Raw genomic sequence first — 19,584 nt, forward strand, 5'->3', positions numbered from 1 at the left:
CAAAGGTGCCGTCGAATGTCCACAACGCAATATGGACCAGGACAGGCAAGTTGGGGTGGAACTGCACTTGAATGCCCTTGGTGGTGCCCTCGTTGGCCGGGTTGCCGTTGGTGTTGTGATAGAGCCCGCCGGGCGCAAATTCCCCCACAGCGTAGTTATGCCGTTGCATCCGATCACGCAAGCCGCTGTTGACGTGCGCGCCGGCTTGCACAGTCTTGAAGGCATCGCGCGGGAAAAACTCATTGAAACGCTGGTGCGACCAGCCTTTGCCCGGTGGCCGGCCTTCTGCGGGCGAGTCGACTCGGCGATTGAGGAAAAGCTCGATCTGCGCCTTCCAGGGGTTGCGGTCCAGGACATTGGAGAACTCTGTCGGGAAGGGCGTCAATGCCGGCTGCCTGAGAAAGGCGTCCAGCGCATCCGGAGACGGGCCGCTACGTGCCACGTTCAATGGATCTTGCGCCGGTGCGGGGCCCAGCGTCGGAACCGGAAATGGAACCGGGGATGGCGGGTCGGTCGCATCCAGTTTGTTCGAGCCGAATTCCTCGAACAGTTCAAGCTTCTGGGTGAACGGTTGAGCCCCGAACACCGGGCTGGCATTACCGTTAGTGGGGATGTTGAAGCTGGGTTGCAGATCGGGTGGCAGCACATTGTCGACCAAGGGGGTCTGGCGGTTACCGACCACTCCATTGGGCAAGTCGAAGGCGCCCACGTTTGCGGGAGGCAGCTTGAGCAAGTCCCGCAATGCGGCATTGGGGTCGGCGGGCGGGTTGGTGAACGCCGATGGGTCGGTAGGAGGCGGTGGATCGGTGTTGTCGAGGGGGGCTGCCCGGGTCTGGGACAAGCCCAGCCCAAACACGATCACGGCAGCAGAGATACTTAACGCCAGCCTGGTTTTGGACAATGGACTAGGATTCAGCCTTCCGGCATCCAGTTTCATCGCAAACACCTCTGACGATTCCTCGGAGCGCGCGGCAATACATGGGTATTGAGCCACTGCTCCTGGCCCGGCTGGCGAAATGTTTGATTTCGAACCGGGATAAGGATGATGCAAATTTTCCGCCAAAAGTGAAAGAAGGTGACTAATGGCTCTACGCCGCATACCCCTTGTCTGCTGGCTTCAGGCAGGTAGGAGCAGCCAGGATGAATACCCCCGATGACGGGGAATATCCCCCAATAACGGGTGCGATTGTGCGCARTGTCTGGGCCAAGAGAAATGGCCACGTCAGTCGAGTGGCAGCGATATCGTCAATCTCGTTCCTTTGTCCGGTGCGCTGTCGATCGTGAATTCGCCGCCGAGCATGCTGATGCGTTCCTTCATCCCCACCAACCCGAACGAGTTCGATTTTTTGCGATCCGTCATGCCGACACCATTGTCTTTGATCAGCAGGTAAAGTCGGCGGCCCTCCCGGTAGAGTTCGATATGCACCTGTGTCGCTTGCGCGTGCCGGGCAATATTCGATAGCGATTCCTGCACGATGCGAAACAGAGTCGTGGCGGATTTTTCATTCAGATCGCAACGCAAACTCTCGTCTTTCACCGACATCGTGCAATCGATCACGCTGCGCTGCCGGAACTCTTCAAGTTGCCACTCGATCGCTGCCTGTAGTCCCAGATCGAGTACGGGCGGTCGAAGATCATTGATGATGCTGCGGACACTGCGGATGGCTGAATCGAGGTGATTCAGGGCGTCGCTGACCTTTTCGTTGAGCTTGGGGTGCCGGGTACTGGTGCGCGCCTGCAACATGGAGACGTCAATTCGCAATGCCAGCAGACTTTGCCCCAGCTCGTCATGGATGTCGCGTGCGATGCGCTTTCGCTCTTCTTCCTTGATGCGCTCCTGATAGGCGGCCAGTTCACGCAGCTGCAGCTTCGATTGCAGCAGTTCTTCGGCCTGCATCGTCAGTTTGCGCTGCAAGTAGTACAGGTCGACAAACACCAGGATCTTGGCGCGAAGAACTTCGGCCACAATCGGCGAGAAGATGTAATCCACTGCGCCGGACGTATAACCGCGGAAACGCTCGGAATCCGTATCGGCCTCCGCCGTGACGAAGATAATGGGCGTGTGGGCCGATTTCGGGCGGCCGTGAATGAGTGCCGCGGTTTCAAAACCGTCCATCACGGGCATTTTCACGTCGAGCAGAATGACGGCGAAGTCGCGCTGCAATAGCAGGCGCAGCGCCTCGCGCCCGGAGGTCGCCGTGGCAACATCGAGGCCCATGTCGGCAATCACCGCGGCGAGCGCCGTAAGCTTGCCGGGATTGTCATCCACCAGCAACACGGATGCTGGTACGCCATCAGGCGGGAGCGCTTGCCGCACCTGGGCTCTCTCTTTGAATGCCGGGGGTTCCTGCATATTTATGCCACTTCATTTTTGCCACTTCGGTTTGCGCTGGCCGCAATGAGCGCGGTACAGCGTCATCGATAGAGCCATTTGCGCATCAGTGACAGCAGCTGGTCGGTATCCACCGGCTTGCTGACATAGTCCGATGCTCCTGCCTCGAGGCACTTTTCACGGTCACCCATCATCGCCTTTGCCGTCAGCGCAATAATGGGCAGGGTTTCAAACCTTTTGAATGTACGGATCTGGCGCATGGTTTCAAAGCCATCCATCTCGGGCATCATGATGTCCATCAACACGATGTCGGTATCGGGCTGCTGCTGCAGCAGTTCTATGGCGGTTCGGCCGTTTTCGGCCGTGGCCACCAGCATTTTGTTGCACTCGAGCACGCTGGTCAGGGCAAAAATATTGCGCACGTCATCGTCGACCACCAGGGCCTTTTTACCCTCGAGACTGTCTGATCCCTGATAGAGTTTTTCCAGCATCTTGCGCTGGGTCGGCGACAGACTGGCTACGACGCGGTGTAGAAACAGCGCGGTTTCGTCGAGTATGCGCTCGGGCGATTGAACTGCCTTGATGACGCCCTTGCCGAGCAGTGTCCTGAAACGCTCGCGTTCCGGCTTGGTCAGTGTCTCTACACCATAGACGACGATCGGCAATTCACGCATGGCGTGGTCTTCCTGCAACGCCTCGAGAAACCCGATGCCGGATACGTCGGGCAATTTGAGATTGATTGCCATGCAGTCGTAGCGTTTCGTTGCCAGTTTGTTCAAGGCTTGCGCGCCGCTGCCGGTCGTTGCGATCTTCACATCGGTATTGCCGAGTAGATCGAGGATACGGGCGCGGCTCCCTTCGTCGCCGTCGATGAGCARCAGATTCCTGGTCTTGCGCCGAGCGAATGCCACGATGCCCACCAGCGCATTTTGAATCTCGTCGGCTGTGACCGGTTTGAGCAGATAGTCGAAAGCGCCATAGCGCAGCCCGCGTGTGTGATCGTCAGCGATCGAGATGATCTGGACCGGGATGTGACGCGTGGCGAAATTGCGCTTGAACTGCTCGAGTAGCGACCAACCATCGATGTCGGTCAGGCCCGGGTCCAGAGTGATCGCGGCGGGTTTGAAGCGTTCGACAAGCTCCAGTGCATCCGCGCCACGGGTCGTGACGATAGCCCTGAACCCCTCGTGGTGCGCGGCCTCGAGCAGAATGCTGGCGAATCGGGTGTCGCCCTCGAGCATCAGCAGCACCTGGTCCCCGGGTTGGACAGACTCGCGGTCGTCCGGTATCTGTACAGACGGGTCTGACACAGGGTCGCGCCTGACTTGGCCAGGTACTGCCTCTGTCGCTGATTCGTCCAGCGTCTGATGCTGGGCATCCTGTGTACGCAAGGGCACGTACAGCGCGAAAGTACTGCCCTTGCCGATCTCACCGGGGATCAGCCGCAGCTCACCGCCCAGCCGGTGTGCGAGCTCGCGGCTGATCGACAGACCGAGGCCGGTGCCGCCGTATTTTCGTGAGGTTCCGGTATCTGCCTGCTGGAACGCTTCGAAGATGAGCTTCTGCTTGTCGGCAGATACGCCAATGCCGGTGTCGGTGACCACGAAGGCAACCACCGCATCGGCGCTATTGAGTTCGCTGTGATCCACGCTCCACCCGGACACAGCGGGTTCGATGCTGAGCTTGACACTGCCTTGTTCAGTGAACTTGAAAGCGTTGGACAGCAGGTTCTTGACCACCTGTAGCAGGCGCTTTTCATCGGTCCGGATGCAGGGGGGCAGGGTAGGGGCCAGTTCAATCGTGAAGTCCAGGCCCCGGCTTTCGGCGACCGGCCGGAAGGTGCGTTCGATCTGGTGGTGCAGATCGGCGAACAGCGCTTCATTCAGATCCAGTGTGACCGTACCCGACTCGATCTTGGACAGATAGAGAATCTCGTCGATCAGCTCCAGCAGGTCTTTGCCCGCGCTACGGATGGTCTTGGCATATTCGACCTGCCTGGGCGTGAGATTGTGCTCCGCGTTGTCGCTGAGCTGCCGGGCCAGGATCAGCAAGCTGTTCAATGGCGTTCTGAGCTCATGGGACATACTGGAAAGGAATTCGGACTTGTACTTGGAGGTCAGCATCAGTTGCTCCGCCTTCTCCTCCAGCGACAGCTTGGTGATTTCGACTTCGCGGTTCTTGCGCTCCACTTCGGCTTTCTGCTCCTCCAGCAGTCCGGCCTTGTCCTCCAGTTCCTCGTTGGTCTGTCTCAATTCTTCCTGTTGCCTTTGCAGCTCCTGCGCCAGCGATTGCGACTGCTTGAGCAGTTCTTCGGTACGCATATTGGCTTCGATCGTGTTGAGCACGATACCAATCGATTCAGCCAGTTGATCGAGGAAGGTTTGATGAATGATGCTGTAGCGCGTGAACGAAGCCATTTCCACGACGGCCTTGACCTTGTTCTCGAACAGGATCGGCAACACGATGATATTGAGCGGGGCGGCCGCACCCAGTCCCGATGAAATCGCGACGTAATCTGCGGGTACATCGGTCAGCAGGATGCGCCGCTTCTCGTAGGCGCATTGCCCGACCAGGCCCTCGCCGAGCCGCCACTCATCGTTCACATTGATGTTGCCCTTGTACGCATAAGCGGACATCAGTTTGAGTTTCGCAGGATCGGGCGGGCTCTCGTTCATCATGTAGAACACACCGTGCTGGGCGTTGATCAGCGGAGCCAGTTCAGACAGCACCATCTTGGAGACTGCCGCCAGATCGCGCTGGCCCTGCAGCAGGCGGTTAAACTTCGCGAGATTGCTCTTGAGCCAATCCTGTTCCGCGTTTTGCCGCGTGGTTTCCCGCAGGTTGCGGATCATTTCGTTGACGTTGTCCTTCAATTCCGCCACTTCACCCTTTGCTTCCACCTCCACGTAACGCGTCAGATCGCCCTTGGTCACGGCAGTCGCCACATCGGCAATTGCGCGCACCTGATTGGTCAGGTTGGCCGCCAGACCGTTCACGTTGTCGGTCAGATCGCGCCAGGTGCCGGCAGCACCCGGCACGTTGGCCTGGCCACCCAGCTTGCCCTCGACGCCCACTTCACGCGCCACTGAGGTCACCTGATCGGAGAACAGCGCCAGCGTATCGGTCATACCGTTGATGGTGTCGGCCAGTTTGGCGATCTCGCCCTTGGCCTCCAGTGTCAGTTTCTTCTTCATGTCGCCGTTGGCTACAGCGGTCACCACTTTCGCGATGCCTCGCACCTGGCTGGTCAGGTTGGCTGCCATGAAGTTCACGTTTTCGGTCAAATCCTTCCAGGTGCCGGACACGCCTTGCACCTGCGCCTGTCCCCCGAGCTTTCCCTCGGTGCCGACTTCGCGCGCCACCCGCGTCACTTCGGCGGCAAAGCTGTTGAGCTGGTCCACCATGGTGTTGATGGTGTTTTTCAGCTCCATGATTTCACCCTTGGCTTCCACGGTAATCTTGCGCCCCAGGTCACCTTTGGCGACTGCTGTCGTCACGTCGGCGATGTTGCGCACCTGATTGGTCAGGTTGGCCGCCATGCTGTTGACCGAGTCGGTCAAATCTTTCCAGGTCCCACCGACACCCGTCACCTTGGCCTGACCACCAAGTTTTCCGTCAGTTCCCACTTCGCGTGCCATGCGCGTCACTTCGTCGGCAAAGGTCGAGAGCTGGTCCACCATGGTGTTGATGGTTTCCTTGAGTTGGAGAATTTCACCTTGCGCTTCGGCTGTGATCTTGCGCGACAGGTCGCCGTTGGCCACCGCCGTCGTCACGTCGGCGATGTTGCGCACCTGGGTGGTCAGGTTGGCCGCCATGCCGTTGACCGAGTTGGTCAAGTCCTTCCAGGTACCGGACACGCCGGTCACTTTGGCCTGTCCGCCCAGTTTGCCTTCGGTACCGACTTCCAGCGCGACGCGTGTCACCTCCGAGGCGAAGCTGGAGAGCTGGTCGACCATTGTGTTGATAGTGTTTTTCAGTTCGAGAATCTCGCCCTTGGCTTCAACGGTAATTTTCTTGCCGAGGTCGCCGCGCGCCACCGCGGTCGTCACCTGTGCGAGGTTGCGCACCTGGGTGGTCAGGTTGGCCGCCATGCCGTTGACCGATTCGGTCAGGTCGCGCCAGGTGCCTGATACGCCGCGCACTTCCGCCTGACCGCCCAACTTGCCTTCGGTACCGACTTCCAGCGCCACGCGGGTCACCTCCGAGGCGAAGCTCGAGAGCTGGTCGACCATCGTGTTGATGGTGTTTTTCAGTTCGAGAATCTCGCCCTTGGCTTCGACGGTAATCGTCTTGCCCAGATCGCCTTTGGCCACAGCGGTCGTCACGTAAGCGATGTTGCGCATCTGAGTGGTCAGGTTGGCGGCCATGTCGTTGACGGAGTCGGTCAGATCTTTCCAGGTGCCGGACACCCCTTTGACTTTGGCCTGCCCACCGAGAATCCCTTCAGTGCCGACTTCACGCGCCACGCGGGTCACCTCCGAAGCGAAGGAGCCCAGTCGAGTCACCATGGTGTTCACGATCCCGGCGGATTTGAGGAACTGGCCCCGCAGTTTCAGGCCGTTGAGTACCGGTGGTACCCGCTGACTCAGATTACCCTCGGCAACCGAATCGATAACGCGAATCATCTCGTTCATCGGGCTGATGAGGTCGCTGGTGAGCGCATTGCTCGAGTTGACGATCTTTTGCCAAGAGCCTTTCATCATCGGCAATTGAATACGCTCATCGACCTTGCCCTGCTTGCCGATCAGTCGCGCCACGCGTTCGAATTCGGTGGCGGTGTCGGCGGCCATGTCGATGATCTCGTTGAGCGTGTCGGCGATCTTGCCCGGCATGCCGGTCCAGTCATCCGGCATACGCTTGGTGAAGTCACCATTGCGCAACGCCTTCAGCGCTGTCAGCAACGTCTTCATGTCGAGTACTTCGATTGGTGTCGTTACTGTGGCCATGTCTATGTCCAGTCAAAATGGATGCCACGCGCAAGGCGTCATGCAGGAGCCGGCATTGCAGTATTGACCATGCTGAGAACTGAGCGTTGGCTTACGAAATATTAGCAAGGTTGGCGCAATGCCCCGCAGCCTGGGGAAATTGGCCGGGAACAGGCCATTCCAACCGCCTGCACCCGCTGTGCGGAGAAGCGAGCACCAATGCCTGAGGCAAAAGTGCAAGTGTGCTCTGTGCCTGCTAACGTCAAACTCTGCAGCTGATTCCATGGCTTGCTGGCCACTGCCGAATGGAAAATACAGATGACTGACCAAAAAATCAGAGTCTTGCTGGTGGACGATCACAGCATCGTGCGTAACGGCGTGCGACGCATGCTGGAGACTGCCGGCGAGATCGACGTAACGGGCGAAGCAGAGACGGCACAAGACGCCATGCGCCTGGTCCGGGAGCAGGATTTCGACGTGGCGCTGGTAGATATTCAGCTGCCCGATAAAACCGGCCTCCAACTCCTCAAGCTCATGCGTGCAGAGAAGCCCAAGCTCGCGATTCTGATGTTGAGCATGCATTCGGTCGAGGCCTATGCGTTACGCGCAATCAAGCACGGCGCAGCGGGATACCTCACCAAGGATATTTCCGCAGCCACCCTGGTTACGGCAGTTCGCAAGGTGGCCTCAGGCGGCAAGCACGTCAGTCCAGAGCTGGCAGAAAAACTGGTCAACGCTATCGGCAGAGGCGACGAGGCACCCCACGAAGCGCTATCCGACCGGGAACTTGAAGTCCTGAAGCTCCTCGCTTCAGGCGAGCGAATTGTCCGCATCGCGCAGATATTGCACTTGAGCCCGAGTACCGTCACGACGTACCGGGCACGCATCCTGGAAAAAACCGGGATGGACAGCAACGCGAAACTGGCCCGCTATGCGCTCGAAAACGGCCTGTTGAGTTAGAGCGCCCCGTCACCCGTTCCAGCCTGCTTGTAGTGGAATCACTACAAGCTCTTGGCCGATATCTCCACAAAGATGTCCCGCTAACGTCGATAGTCGGTTTCGTTCTACTCGAGCATATTTCCCCCTGCGCAAGATTTGGTCCGCTGAGTGGAGTTGTCTTCGTCAGCGTCTTGTACAGCTATGTCAAAAAAGAGAGGTGAAATCATGCAGGTCACCAGCACAGAACCATTGACTGCACTGATGCCAGCCAGATATTCAGGCCCTTTGCGTCTGTTTGTCGTTGAGGATTCGAACGCCGTGCCAGCACTGAGGCGCACGGTGTCGCCAAGGATCGCTGGCCTGTCACTTGCCGGGGTGTTCCACCGCGCAACGGCCGCCATCGTCGCCATTCGGCGTGAACCGCCAGATGTTGTCTTGCTGGACGTCAACCTCGGCGACGGTCAGGGCATGGAAGTATTGCGTGTGGTCGCAGCCGAGTATCCGCTGACAAAAGTCATCGTGGTCAGCAATTGCGCTGATCCGACACATTGGAAGTACTTCACAAAAGCGGGTGCCTACGCGTTCTACGACAAAAACCATGAACTGGCCATCATGCGCCGCATGTTGGAGCGTTTAGCCAAGTACCTGTTACCGGAAGATTTTTCCTGCTGGCAATCATCACCAAATGGGAGCAGTACCCCATGGAACCAATCAGCAAAGAACACGACTTTCTAGCCGTGCTGCGGCACGTCATGTCACATGGCGTCATCACCTTGCTGGCAATGGCCATGGCGTTTGCCACGCCGGATGCGGCGCGGTACATCCTCTATGTATGGTGGCCACGCGTGGAGTTGAACGCGAATCTGTTGCTGGCGACAGAAATCGTGCTGGCCTCAACCTTGATGGTTCTGTTCTATCTGTGCAAACGCGCGTGGGACAACCGCCATCGCCTGACGAGCGCGAAGATGGCTTCGCTGCTCTTCACCAGGCATCCGCGCAAGGGATGGCTTTCGACCCTTCAGGAACGCAATCTGGTTCGCTCTTTACCGGCGGCGCGTGACGCCTCCATCCTTTCGCTCACGGGGTACGAAACCCTGATTGCCCCGGATAGCCTGTTGAAGGAGGTCTTCACGACGGCGTATGAAATCCGCGTCATGTTGCTCAATCCGCTCGGCGTAGCGGCGCGCAAGCGAGTCGACTCACTTCCGGAAGAAGTTACAACCTCGACCTTTCAAGAGGAACTTGCCGCCAGCATTGCGTTCCTGAACGAGTGCCGCAGAAGCGGCAAGAAAGTTTCGCTGAAGTTCTACGATCACGACCCGTTCTGGAAGGTTGTCGTTCTCGACGACCTGGCCTGGGTCCAGCATTGCCATAGCGGTCGTGAAATGAAGAACCAGCCTGAGTACGTGTTCGGGTTGCAATACGCTGAGCCGAACCAGGGACTGTTTGTGCCGTTTTATACCTACTTTCTCCACAAGTGGAATGAGGCAGGCCACTGGGAGTATGACTTCGACACCGCTGAAGTGGTCCAGCGGGATGCGACCACTGGCAACGAGACCGGGCGTGCTCCACTCGGACTCCCCGTCTATGGTCCTGCATCACCGCCCCTGGCAGCGGCCGCTCGAACCTTCTCACCTGCTTCAGGATATGGATTTGCGTGAGAGCAAATTGCACGAGTCAGAAAAGACTCTGGAATCGATCTTTGTAAGTTGAGCGCGGAGTGCGCGCTGTATTCATGTTGAATTAATGTTCTACCTGTTGAATCAATGTTCTAAGTGGAGGAAATCATGATGATAGGCTATTGGTTGTGCGCGTTGCTGTGGGGTGTGGTGCTGCTGGAGGAGATCCAATGCATACCCCTTCAAGAATGGAAAGACGAGGGGCTGAAAAAGGTTCTGTTGCTGCGCCGGACCAGAACCCGGACCGGATACTTTCTTGCGTTGATCGCGGGCGCCTTGTGCCTATATAGCGAAATCCTGGTGGCGCCGGCCGATCAGAACATTTTCAATCCGGAGCTCATACTTGCCCTGTGTGGTGTGCTTTGGGGTGCTTATCTTTCCGTCGTCTGCATGAAGGGCAAGCGCTAGATGCCTGTCTCCATGACGACTGCGGGTAACTGATATTTCACTATCGTCGGCCGGCAGGGATATCCCGCCGGTCAGGCGCTGAAACGGGCCCAGCCCTCAAGCCTCGGCCCAGCCGAAATCCCGGGCCCCGGCTTTTTCGAACCGGGGCTTTGTGATTTATCGGTCCCTAGCGAATACCGGTGCCCGCCATGGACTCTGGCACCCACTGCGCCGTCGATAACGGCTCGATATAGCGGATGCCGCCATGAGGGCCCACCACGCCATTGATGTTATAGGTGCCTTTCGACAGGTCGTACGTCATGAAAGGGGTGGCGTCCGGGACCTGTTGGTCATAGCTCTGGCTGAAGAAAGCGAAGGAGCCACGGTATAGCTGGCCACTGGTGTCGTACTGATCGGAGGCCACAGCGGCCCAGGTGTCTTCATCCAGGTAAAAGCGACGCTTCTGGTAGATGTGGTTTGCACCGGGCTTGAGGTTGCCCTCCACGACGTAGACCCGGTGTTTTTCCCAGCGTACGAAGTCCGGCGCAATGAAGTTTGGCGTGGTCAGCGATTTGGCATCGCGAGCGTAGGTCAGTTTGTAGGTGTTGTAGGGCACGATCATTTCCTGCTTGCCGACCAGCGTCCAGTCATACAGTTCCAGTGCTCGGGCGGTACCGGGGTTGGGTGTGTCGTAGGCCAGGATCGAAATCTGTTTGACRCGGCGCTGGGCAGGCATGTACTGCCAGGCCCGGCCAGGAAACTGCGTCGGGTTGGTGGCGTTCTTGAGCATGATCGACTCGCCGGCCCGGCGCGCGGGGCCGGTATAGGACAGTTTCAACTGATAGTAAATGTCGGAACTGTTGAAGGGCTTGGACATGTTCTCGTAAATCGGGAAGGAGACGAATGCCTCGCCGGTGACCGCCAGGCTCGGTACGCCCGCCGTGTCGACGCTCCAGGAGTCGTACTTGGAATGGATGTTGACACCCTGGTAGCGCAGCAGGAAGTTCCACATCGCTTCAGCGCCTGATTGCGGGATCGGGAACGGCACGCCGGGCAGCACATTGTCGATGGCGATCCCGCCGTTGAGGGACCTGGCGGCAGTGGCATTGCGGCGGCTATTGTCCAGTACCGCCTGCGGGAGCGATGCAGTGCGGTGGGTCGGATACACATCGATGCGAAAGCCGGGGTAACGCCTGGCCAACGCTACGGTGGTGGCGGTCAGCATGCCTTTGTACGACTCGACGTTCTTGCCGTTGATCACCAGCAGTGGTTTTTCGTGGGCAAAGGGGTCCGGGCGCATGCTGTCGCCGGTCTTGAAGCTTGCGGGGGCAGTGGTCAGGCCACCGTTGTAGGGCGGGATGGAGCCATCGGCATTACCGGCCTTTTCGGCACCCACCCACGTCAGGCTGGTGCCCAGCCGAGCGGCTTCCCGGTTCGATACATAGGCCTGGGCATCGATGGCCAGCGCCATGAGGGGTACGGCAGCCAGAAGGCTCTTCACGAATTTCATATTGTTATTCTCCTGCCTGGCGTACCAGTCAACTCGTGACTCAGGCGCAGCAGTCGCTTACGTCGGCTCGATCGCCAGAGGTTTTTTCAGTGCTGCCAGTAAATAGCCCCCGCATCAGGGGCGCTTTTCATTTGACGACAGTCCCTTGGCTATTCATGACAGGCTCTGGCTGTCTCGACGGGGATTCGATGGGAGAGTGACCATCACTCGTTTGTATTTCCCCGAGGAATCATTGAGTTACTGAATGGTCATAGTTGTAACCATTCCATACCTCCGACGTTTAGGACGTTCATATGAATCGCGCAGTACTCTTGATCGTGGCCATTTCCAGCGCCGTCTTGTTGGGAGGCTGCGGCCCGCACTGGGATGACGGAGAACGGTACGGTCGATATCACGATCATGATCATCGACGTGGTTACTACCAAAGAGGGGACGATGATCGAGGTTATGACCGTGACTATGATCGTCGTGGCTATGATTCTCGTGACTATGATCGCGATCACCGTCGCTACCGTGATCGCGATGACAACGACGACTGATACGTTTAGTTTGTGGCCCGTCTCATACCTGGCAGCAAAGTGCATAAAGTCATTGAAAAAAACCGCTATAAGCTTTAAACGGAAAGCTTTACGGCACACTGCTGGCAATCAGTAAGCGAGTGTCGGCAGTTTTTGGCTCAGGGAGCGCTGATGAGTTTTCGTACATTGACCGGCTCCCCATGGCAATCGCGCACGTGCGAAGGTGCCGTACCTGAGCCCATAGAGAACCCGGGTACTGTCGGTGAAGACGACACGATCGGACAATTGCTGGATTCTGTGCGCAACGGGGCCCATACCAGCGCCTGGGTGTTTTACCGCACCGGTGAACAGATGCATCGGGTTGGCCAGGGCGACCCACGGGTACAGTGGCCTTCTAGCGTTGCGAATGACGAGTTCGAAGCCTTTTGCCTGGCCCGCAACGTGCACCGCTGGCCGACCGGAAGAGGCGAAAGTGTGCTGGGTTGGCTACTCGCGCCAGTCGACGATGCAGCAGAGCCGGCGCTCGCTGAACTTGCCCAGCGCCTGGGCATTGAGCTACAGACCAATACCCTTGCCCGTGCGCAGATCACGCAGCGTGTGCTGTATGAAATTACCTATCTCGCCAGTTCGACCCGTGACCGGTCAGTGTTTCTGGTGGGGGTTCACCGGCTGCTGGCCAGCCTGATCGACGCCGAGAACTTCTATCTCGCGCTGTATAACCCGCACACCGGCAAGATCGACTACCCGTATTACGTCGACATCATCGACGCTGATGCCCTGGAAGCCGAGAACTACGAATACCTTGACCCTGCGCATCTGTCGTTGACCGGCCAGGTATTGACCACCGGCCAGCCGTTGCTGATTGACTCTGCCGGCATTCTCGCGGCTCAGGCCGAAAACCGTTTCTACTGCGTGGGTGATCGTCCCGAGTTCTGGATGGGCGCTCCATTGAAAAACGCCTCGGATGACGTGTTTGGCATGCTGGCAATGCAGGTCTACGACGTTTCTCGCATCTACAGCGCCGAAGACCGCGCGCTGTTTCTGGTGGTAGCCCGTCACGTGGCCATGGCGCTGGACCGGATTCTGCATCGGGAGGACCTGGAAGAAACAGTGATGCGTCGTACCCTGGAGCTTTCGGCACTCAACGACGCCTTGAGGCAGGAAGTCGCAGACCGAGAGCGCGCCGAACACCTGCAGAACGCGCTGTTCCAGATAGCCGAACTGTCGAGCCAGCCTGGTGACACGGCCGAGTTGTTTCAATCCTTGCATGGCATCGTCGATGACCTGCTGTTTGCGCAGAACTTCTACATTGCGCTGTTCGACGACGCGACCGGTGAAGTGACGTTTCCCTATTATGTGGATGAACGGCAGACGACCCGCCCGGCGGCACGGCGAGGGCGCCGGGGCTTGACCGAGTACGTGATCCGTCAGCGTCGACCCTGCCTGATTGACGCCGGCGAGGCTGAACGATTGTCCGCGCATGGTGAAATCGAAATTGCCCATGAGTCTGTGCGCTCCTACTCCTGGCTGGGCATTCCATTGTTCGAAGACGACGTGGTGCGAGGCGTGCTGGCGGTGCAAAGCTATACCTCGCAGGTGAGCTATACCCAGCGTGACCAGGAGCTGCTGACGTTCGTGTCACGGCACATCGACACAGCGTTGTCGCGACGCACGGCCGCCGAAGCGATCCATGCCGCCAACCTCCAGCTGGAAGCCCGGGTGCAGAGCCGCACCCGCGAGCTCGATCACGCCAATGCCAAGTTGCAGCACGAGAACTCCCACGATGCGCTGACCGGGCTACCGAATCGCACCTACCTGCAACAGCGCCTCAATCTGTCCTGGTCGCGGTTCGGCAACGAAGGCGGGCACCTGTCGGTGATGTTCATCGATCTCGACCGCTTCAAGATGGTGAACGACAGCCTCGGCCACCATTTTGGCGACCTGCTGTTGATGCAGGCGGCCCACCGTTTACGTGGTTGCCTGCGCGACACCGACATGCTGGCGCGCCTGGGGGGCGACGAGTTTTCGGTGCTGGCTCCCGAGGCGCCGCTGGAGGTGATGATCGAAATTGCCGAACGGATCCTGGTGGCGTTCGACCTGCCGTTTTTCATCAATGGCCATGAAGTTTTCTCGTCCTGCAGTATCGGTATCGTCAGCGCCGACAGTCAGTTCCATCACGAGCCCGCCGACTTGCTGCGCGATGCCGATGCGGCGATGTATCGGGTCAAGAGTGCCGGGCGCGACAGCTACGCGGTGTTCAACCAGGAGGTGCGCCGTGAAGTCTCGGACCAGGTCGAGCGAGAAGGGGCCTTGCGCAACGCACTCAAGCGCAACGACGAACTGCTGCCGTATTTCCAGCCGATCGTCAGCGTCGAAACCGGCGAGCTGTTGGCCCTTGAAGCGCTGATCCGCTGGCATCAGCCGGGCGGCCGGGTGATTGCGCCTGGCGAATTCCTGCCGGATGTCGAGGGTTTGCGCCTGATCGGTCGACTGGACCTGTACATGCTTGCCAGCATTGCAGCGATCCTCGCGCAGCCCGGGCACGCCGATTGGCCGCCGGTGCACGTCAATTGCTCCAGCTACAGCATGACGCGTCCCGATTTCGCCAGTGAGGTGCTGACACTGTTGGCGCAACACCGGGTCTCGCCGTCACGGATCTGTCTGGAACTGACCGAAGGGGCGCTGGTAGCCGAGCCGGCGATTGCCCGACAGACCATGCAGCAACTGGCGGACAACGGCATGTCGGTGGTGCTCGATGACTTCGGTGCAGGGTTTTCATCCCTGAGCTATGTGCATCAATACCGTTTCAGCGGATTGAAAATCGACAAGTCGTTCATCCTCGAACTGACCACCAGTTCCCGCAGTCGCGCGATTGTCCGGGCGATTGTGCGGATGGCCGAATCGCTGGACCTGAGTGTGGTGGCCGAAGGCGTCGAGGATGAAGCAACGCTGGACCTGCTGCGCGAAATGGGGGCGGGGCAGGCCCAGGGTTATCATTTTGCCAGGCCGATGGGTTTGAAGGCGCTGTTGGCCAGTTCACTGCTCGGTCGCCAGGGTTTTACCACTGTCCCCTGTATCCAATAAATACGGACCGTCTGTGACTATTCGGCACCAACGCCAGATTGATACGCTCCGCATTCACTGTAGGTCGATGAGGCGGCAATGGATCTCACTGCAATCCCGTTCGGTACCACCGATTGGTCAACGATAGAGCCCGTGGCGCATGCAGGTCTGACAGGCACGGCCTATTGGCGAACCTGCCAGTTTGGGGCAGCGCGCGTGCGGATGGTCGAATACAGCCCGGGATACCTGGCCGATCACTGGTGCCGGAGAGGCCATATCCTGCTATGTCTCGAAGGTCAGTTGCATACAGAGTTGGAGGATGGTCGTCAGTTCACACTGACGGCGGGCATGAGTTATCAGGTGGGTAATGATGCTGAAGGGCATCGTTCATTCACCACGGCTGGAGCAAAGTTGTTCATTGTGGATTAATCCAGTATTGCCACCCCACATTGACTGAGTTTGGCCAGGTTCTCTTCTTTGAACAGCAGGTCCCATGAGTTCACCGGTGCCTGCTCACCGAGGACGGCGCGGACCTTTTCAACGTTGTAGCCAATCCCGTCGGTGCCCCATAGGTAAGGCGTGGCTCAGGTCGTTGCGAACCACTTGCCACTCAGGCGGGGAATCGGGCGATCCAGTGCCTGGCAATCTCTTCGCGCCGGCAGATCCACACTGCGTCGTGGCCTTGCACGTAATCGAGAAAGCGCGCCAGCGCCATCGCACGACCAGGATGGCCACTGATCCGCCCATGCAGGCCGACGCTCATCATCTTGGGGTGTTGCGCGCCCTCCTGCCACAGCAGGTCGAAAGCATCCTTGAGCAGCCGGAAGAAGTCTTCACCGCAGGCGAAACCATTGGGCAGCAGATAGCGGGCGTCGTTGTTGACCAGTGTGTAAGGGATCACCAGGTGGGCGGGCGCGCCTGGGAGCCAATAGGGCAGATCATCGTTGTAGGCGTCCGAGCTATAGAGCAACCCGCCTTCCTCACGCAACAGGCGGCGGGTGTTCTGGCTGACCCTTCCTGTGTACCAACCTGTGGGGCGTTTACCGCAGATCTGCTCGATCACGTCGAGGGTGAGGCGGATATGGCGCCGCTCCTGGTCTTCAGGCATGTCGCGATAGTCCAGCCAACGGTAGCCATGCCCGGCAATCTCATGCCCTGCGGCGCAGAGCGCATGGCCGATCGCCGGGGTGAGTTCCAGTGCCCGGCCGACGGCGAAGGCGGTCAGCGGCAGGCCTCGGGCGCTGAACAGATCCAGAATGCGCCACACGCCTGCGCGCGATCCGTATTCGTACATGCCCTCGACGCTCAAGTCCGGTTCCCCCACACGTGGCGGGCGCCCCGGTAGCTCGTGAAGCCAGGCCTCCGACTGTGCATCGCCATTGAGGATGCATGACTCCGCGCCCTCTTCGATGTTGAGTACGAACTGGACCGCGACGCGTGCCTCACCGGGCCACCGCGGGTGGGGTGGGCAGCCGCCATAACCGATGAGGTCGCGAGCGGACATCAGCCCAGCTCGAAGGTCGTGACGCCGAACACACGTTCGTGCGCGATCGCCGGAGGAGGGCCGAGGTACATGCGTGCGCAGCCGAAAACCTCGATCATGCCCTGTTGGTGCACGAGCGCCATCGCGGCGGGGTTATTCTCCGGAACATCGAGAAACAGCGGGCCACCCTCGRCAAATTCCGCCAGGCGCGCGTAGAGGGCATTGGCTGCCAGGGCGTCATCGGCGAACAAGGGGCCGATCTTGTAGCCTTCCCGGCTGCGCCTTACTACGCCATAGCCGCTTAGCCCGCCCTCGCGCCGGCAACCCACGGCGAGTGCATCGGCTTGGGTTATCCACCCGCTCAGGAAGGTTGCGCGCGTGGCGGGGAAGCAGGTGCGGTCGTAATCGACAACCTGATCGAACGGGAAGGTGGCCAACGGAACGATATCCTGGCCGTCTACCTGCGAGGTCGCCGGGCGTTCGGTGATCCTGGCACGAAAACGCATGTTGCGATGGGAGAAGACGAAACCACCCTTGGCGTAGTAGTCCTGCATCGCGAAGACGCCGTCCATGCCGATGCTCGCACCTGGGTGCAGGCGGGCGAGGAGTCGCTCGCGGCGTGCGTGCCAGAGGGTATTGCCCAGACCTTGACCGCGATATTCAGGCCGGACGATGAAAAAACCCATGAAACCGAATTCGCCATTGTAGGAGGTGATCGCACCGCCGCCGATCAATTCGCCGCCCTGGTACGCCGCGATGAAGGCGGCAGGGTCCGTAGCCCAGAACAGCTCGGCATCGTGAAGGCCGGGATTCCAACCCTCACGGGCAGCCCAATCGACGAGCTCGTCCAGCTCGGGACGGGTCATGTTGCGTATGACCAGCTGATTCGACACCGCGAAGTACTCCTCAGTCGCTAAGCGAGCGTGTGGTCCATCCCCACTCTGAACCCTTTCGGTATAGCTTCAACCCGAGTATTGATCCAGGTCGTCACGTCACCTGCAGAACATGTTCGTCGCCATTGGACTGTCCTCAGCGCGAGGCCTGATTGCTGTCAGCGAGGGTGGAACATGCACCTGCAAGAGCCGGGCCTGCCCGCGATGCAGACGACGCGACGTATCAGACAGAACGCGGCGCAGCTTTCGCGGGCAAGTGGAATGCTGCCCGGCCCTTCCTGGCGTGATTCCTCGTGCTAGATGAAACCACCTACTTGAATGCCTTGAGCAAGCGTGGTTCACCGCTCCTGAAGAACCTCGATTTAGGTTGACTGACTTCCTCAGGGCGTGAAGCTGCCGGTGGGAACCGGCAGAAACCGGCTAGTAACGCAAGCGCGGGAAGTTGCATTGCATTTGAGTATCTACGGACTAACCTCAGTGCATCATTACACTGCGCGCAGGGGGACTTGCTGCCAAGGCGTCATTTCCCAACTGACCTGCATTTCACGTTGGCCAAGGAGCCTTATGAAGACCTTCTTGCTAAGGGCTGCCCTGTTCGTTGTTTTATTTTTCTTTGCCTTGCTCTGCCTTCTCGTGTCTCTTTCCTCGTTCAAGGAGGTGGACGAGACGAAGACTTGGCAGAAGTTGCATGCCACTGTCGCCACTGTCTCCATTTCTGAGGAGATGCGCAGTAAGGGTATGACCTATTGCCCTCTGGTTAACGTGACCTTTGAGTTGAACGGACAGCAATACACTTATCCGCTCGAAATATCGCAGCGGCCCTGTAGGACCAGCCTGGAGTCGGTCGAAAGATCAATTGCAACACTCAGGGAAGGAAAAGTGATCGAAATTCTTGTCGACCCTGCAAAGCCGGGTAGAGTGAAGCCAGGTACTTACTCACTAGGTGGGGGTTTTTACTTGGGCGTTTTCTTGGGCACGCTAGCCTTTATCGGGGCCATAGCTGTCCTGGTGTTTCCTGCTAAGAAAACTGTCAAGTTGACGCAAAGAGAAAGTATTTCACATTCAACTTTGAGCAAGAAAGAAGTTCAGGAAAAAGTTCGCGAACTACTCGCCGCCGGCACTGCAAAGTCGGAAGTGTTTTCACAACTCTCCGGGCGGGGTGTAAAAGACAGTCATCTTGCCTACTTTATAGCTTCGTATGCAGATCCAATTCGTTGTGACGAGCACGATCGCAAGGTCAATATTCTCATCACGATAATGCTCGCCCAGGCTTTGATTGCATTCTTTCTGGGATTGTATATCGGCGCCAGGATGGGGCCAACGGCCAAATGGGTTATGGGTGTTTCAATGACCTTGATTCCCTTGTTTTTGGTATGGGGCTTCTACAACCATCGCGTCGGCGCCTACAACGCGTACATACTCCTATCGTTTCCCCAATTCCCAAGATCGCTTGCGGGGTTTACATCGAGTCCGGCAACAACCACTATCGCATTAGCTATCAGTATCGTTATCCTGGCTTATGTTTGGTACGTCCGAGGAAAAATCTTTCCAGACTTCGTCTTCGTCAATCCCAGGAAAGTCAAAGGCAAGTACTTCTTTACGGGCTGACCCATCATGCCGCCGGACCTGCCCGAACGGCTGTCCAGGCCTGTGAGTTCAATCGTTAGCGAAGACTGCTGCGGGTCGATTTCAGCCGGTTCCAGCAGGCAGTTATTGGCCGACTTCTGCCTGTCGTGACCGGCAGAAGTCGACCCGAAGCTGTCGACCGATTCTGTTGAAAAAGTCCGAGCGGATTGACTCTGCCTACACTGAGATTGAAAAGCGTCCGATTTACGCGTTGCAAGCCTTCCTGGCA

At 58.4% G+C, this 19,584-nt stretch carries 13 protein-coding genes and 2 pseudogenes; 8 read left to right on the forward strand and 7 right to left on the reverse strand.

Features of this window, described 5'->3' with window-relative positions:
• The 3 genes and pseudogenes from AC1DU9_RS26120 to AC1DU9_RS26130 all read right to left on the reverse strand — a co-directional run.
• Positions 1-937: pseudogene (locus AC1DU9_RS26120) on the reverse strand (copper oxidase); the annotation flags it as partial.
• Between the two features lie 285 nt (positions 938-1,222).
• Entirely contained in the window at positions 1,223-2,353 is a 1,131-nt protein-coding gene (locus AC1DU9_RS26125; protein ID WP_223460613.1) for an ATP-binding response regulator, read from the reverse strand.
• Between the two features lie 62 nt (positions 2,354-2,415).
• Positions 2,416-7,278, reverse strand: coding sequence for a HAMP domain-containing protein (locus AC1DU9_RS26130; RefSeq protein ID WP_223460611.1), 4,863 nt, complete (start codon positions 7,276-7,278; stop codon positions 2,416-2,418).
• A gap of 297 nt (positions 7,279-7,575) precedes the next feature.
• On the opposite strand from AC1DU9_RS26130, the gene AC1DU9_RS26135 reads away from it, so the two are divergent.
• The 4 genes from AC1DU9_RS26135 to AC1DU9_RS26150 all read left to right on the forward strand — a co-directional run bounded on the left by AC1DU9_RS26135 (position 7,576) and on the right by AC1DU9_RS26150 (position 10,283).
• Positions 7,576-8,217, forward strand: a complete 642-nt coding sequence (locus tag AC1DU9_RS26135) for a response regulator (RefSeq protein ID WP_223460609.1) — start codon at positions 7,576-7,578, stop codon at positions 8,215-8,217.
• Between the two features lie 204 nt (positions 8,218-8,421).
• Entirely contained in the window at positions 8,422-8,931 is a 510-nt protein-coding gene (locus AC1DU9_RS26140) for a response regulator (RefSeq protein WP_223460607.1), read from the forward strand.
• Complete coding sequence (locus AC1DU9_RS26145; RefSeq protein WP_223460605.1) at positions 8,898-9,857, forward strand: hypothetical protein; 960 nt, start codon at positions 8,898-8,900, stop codon at positions 9,855-9,857. The genes AC1DU9_RS26140 and AC1DU9_RS26145 overlap by 34 nt, the downstream gene beginning before the upstream one ends.
• Positions 9,858-9,983: 126 nt before the next feature.
• Positions 9,984-10,283: a hypothetical protein gene (locus AC1DU9_RS26150; protein WP_108215702.1), complete on the forward strand. Its 300-nt coding sequence runs from the start codon at positions 9,984-9,986 to the stop codon at positions 10,281-10,283.
• 166 nt (positions 10,284-10,449) lie between these two features.
• Here AC1DU9_RS26150 and AC1DU9_RS26155 read toward each other — a convergent pair whose 3' ends face one another.
• Positions 10,450-11,772 carry a DUF1329 domain-containing protein gene (locus AC1DU9_RS26155; protein ID WP_457266192.1) on the reverse strand — a complete coding sequence of 441 codons (1,323 nt, stop codon included), beginning with the start codon at positions 11,770-11,772 and terminating at the stop codon, positions 10,450-10,452.
• Between the two features lie 293 nt (positions 11,773-12,065).
• Here AC1DU9_RS26155 and AC1DU9_RS26160 point away from each other — a divergent pair, with 293 nt between their 5' ends.
• The 3 genes from AC1DU9_RS26160 (at position 12,066) to AC1DU9_RS26170 (ending at position 15,782) form a co-directional block, all read left to right on the forward strand.
• Positions 12,066-12,311, forward strand: coding sequence for a hypothetical protein (locus AC1DU9_RS26160; protein WP_223460599.1), 246 nt, complete (start codon positions 12,066-12,068; stop codon positions 12,309-12,311).
• 150 nt (positions 12,312-12,461) lie between these two features.
• Positions 12,462-15,374, forward strand: coding sequence for a sensor domain-containing phosphodiesterase (locus tag AC1DU9_RS26165; protein ID WP_457266193.1), 2,913 nt, complete (start codon positions 12,462-12,464; stop codon positions 15,372-15,374).
• A 78-nt stretch (positions 15,375-15,452) separates the two neighbouring features.
• Positions 15,453-15,782, forward strand: a complete 330-nt coding sequence (locus AC1DU9_RS26170) for a DHCW motif cupin fold protein (RefSeq protein WP_223460595.1) — start codon at positions 15,453-15,455, stop codon at positions 15,780-15,782.
• Here AC1DU9_RS26170 and AC1DU9_RS26175 read toward each other — a convergent pair.
• The 3 genes and pseudogenes from AC1DU9_RS26175 to AC1DU9_RS26185 all read right to left on the reverse strand — a co-directional run.
• Positions 15,782-15,937, reverse strand: a pseudogene (locus AC1DU9_RS26175) (polyamine ABC transporter substrate-binding protein); the annotation flags it as partial. The gene AC1DU9_RS26170 and the pseudogene AC1DU9_RS26175 sit on opposite strands and share 1 nt — an antisense overlap.
• A gap of 26 nt (positions 15,938-15,963) precedes the next feature.
• A complete protein-coding gene (locus tag AC1DU9_RS26180) occupies positions 15,964-16,857 on the reverse strand; it encodes a polysaccharide deacetylase family protein (RefSeq protein ID WP_223460593.1) in 894 nt (297 codons plus the stop codon).
• Positions 16,857-17,729 (reverse strand): GNAT family N-acetyltransferase, encoded by an 873-nt coding sequence (locus AC1DU9_RS26185; protein WP_477811012.1) that lies wholly within the window; start codon positions 17,727-17,729, stop codon positions 16,857-16,859. The genes AC1DU9_RS26180 and AC1DU9_RS26185 overlap by 1 nt, the downstream gene beginning before the upstream one ends.
• Before the next feature lie 564 nt (positions 17,730-18,293).
• Here AC1DU9_RS26185 and AC1DU9_RS26190 point away from each other — a divergent pair.
• Positions 18,294-19,337, forward strand: a complete 1,044-nt coding sequence (locus AC1DU9_RS26190) for a DUF3592 domain-containing protein (protein ID WP_457266195.1) — start codon at positions 18,294-18,296, stop codon at positions 19,335-19,337.
• The last annotated feature ends 247 nt before the right edge of the window (positions 19,338-19,584 follow it).

This window comes from Pseudomonas sp. P4_C1, from assembly GCF_056402155.1.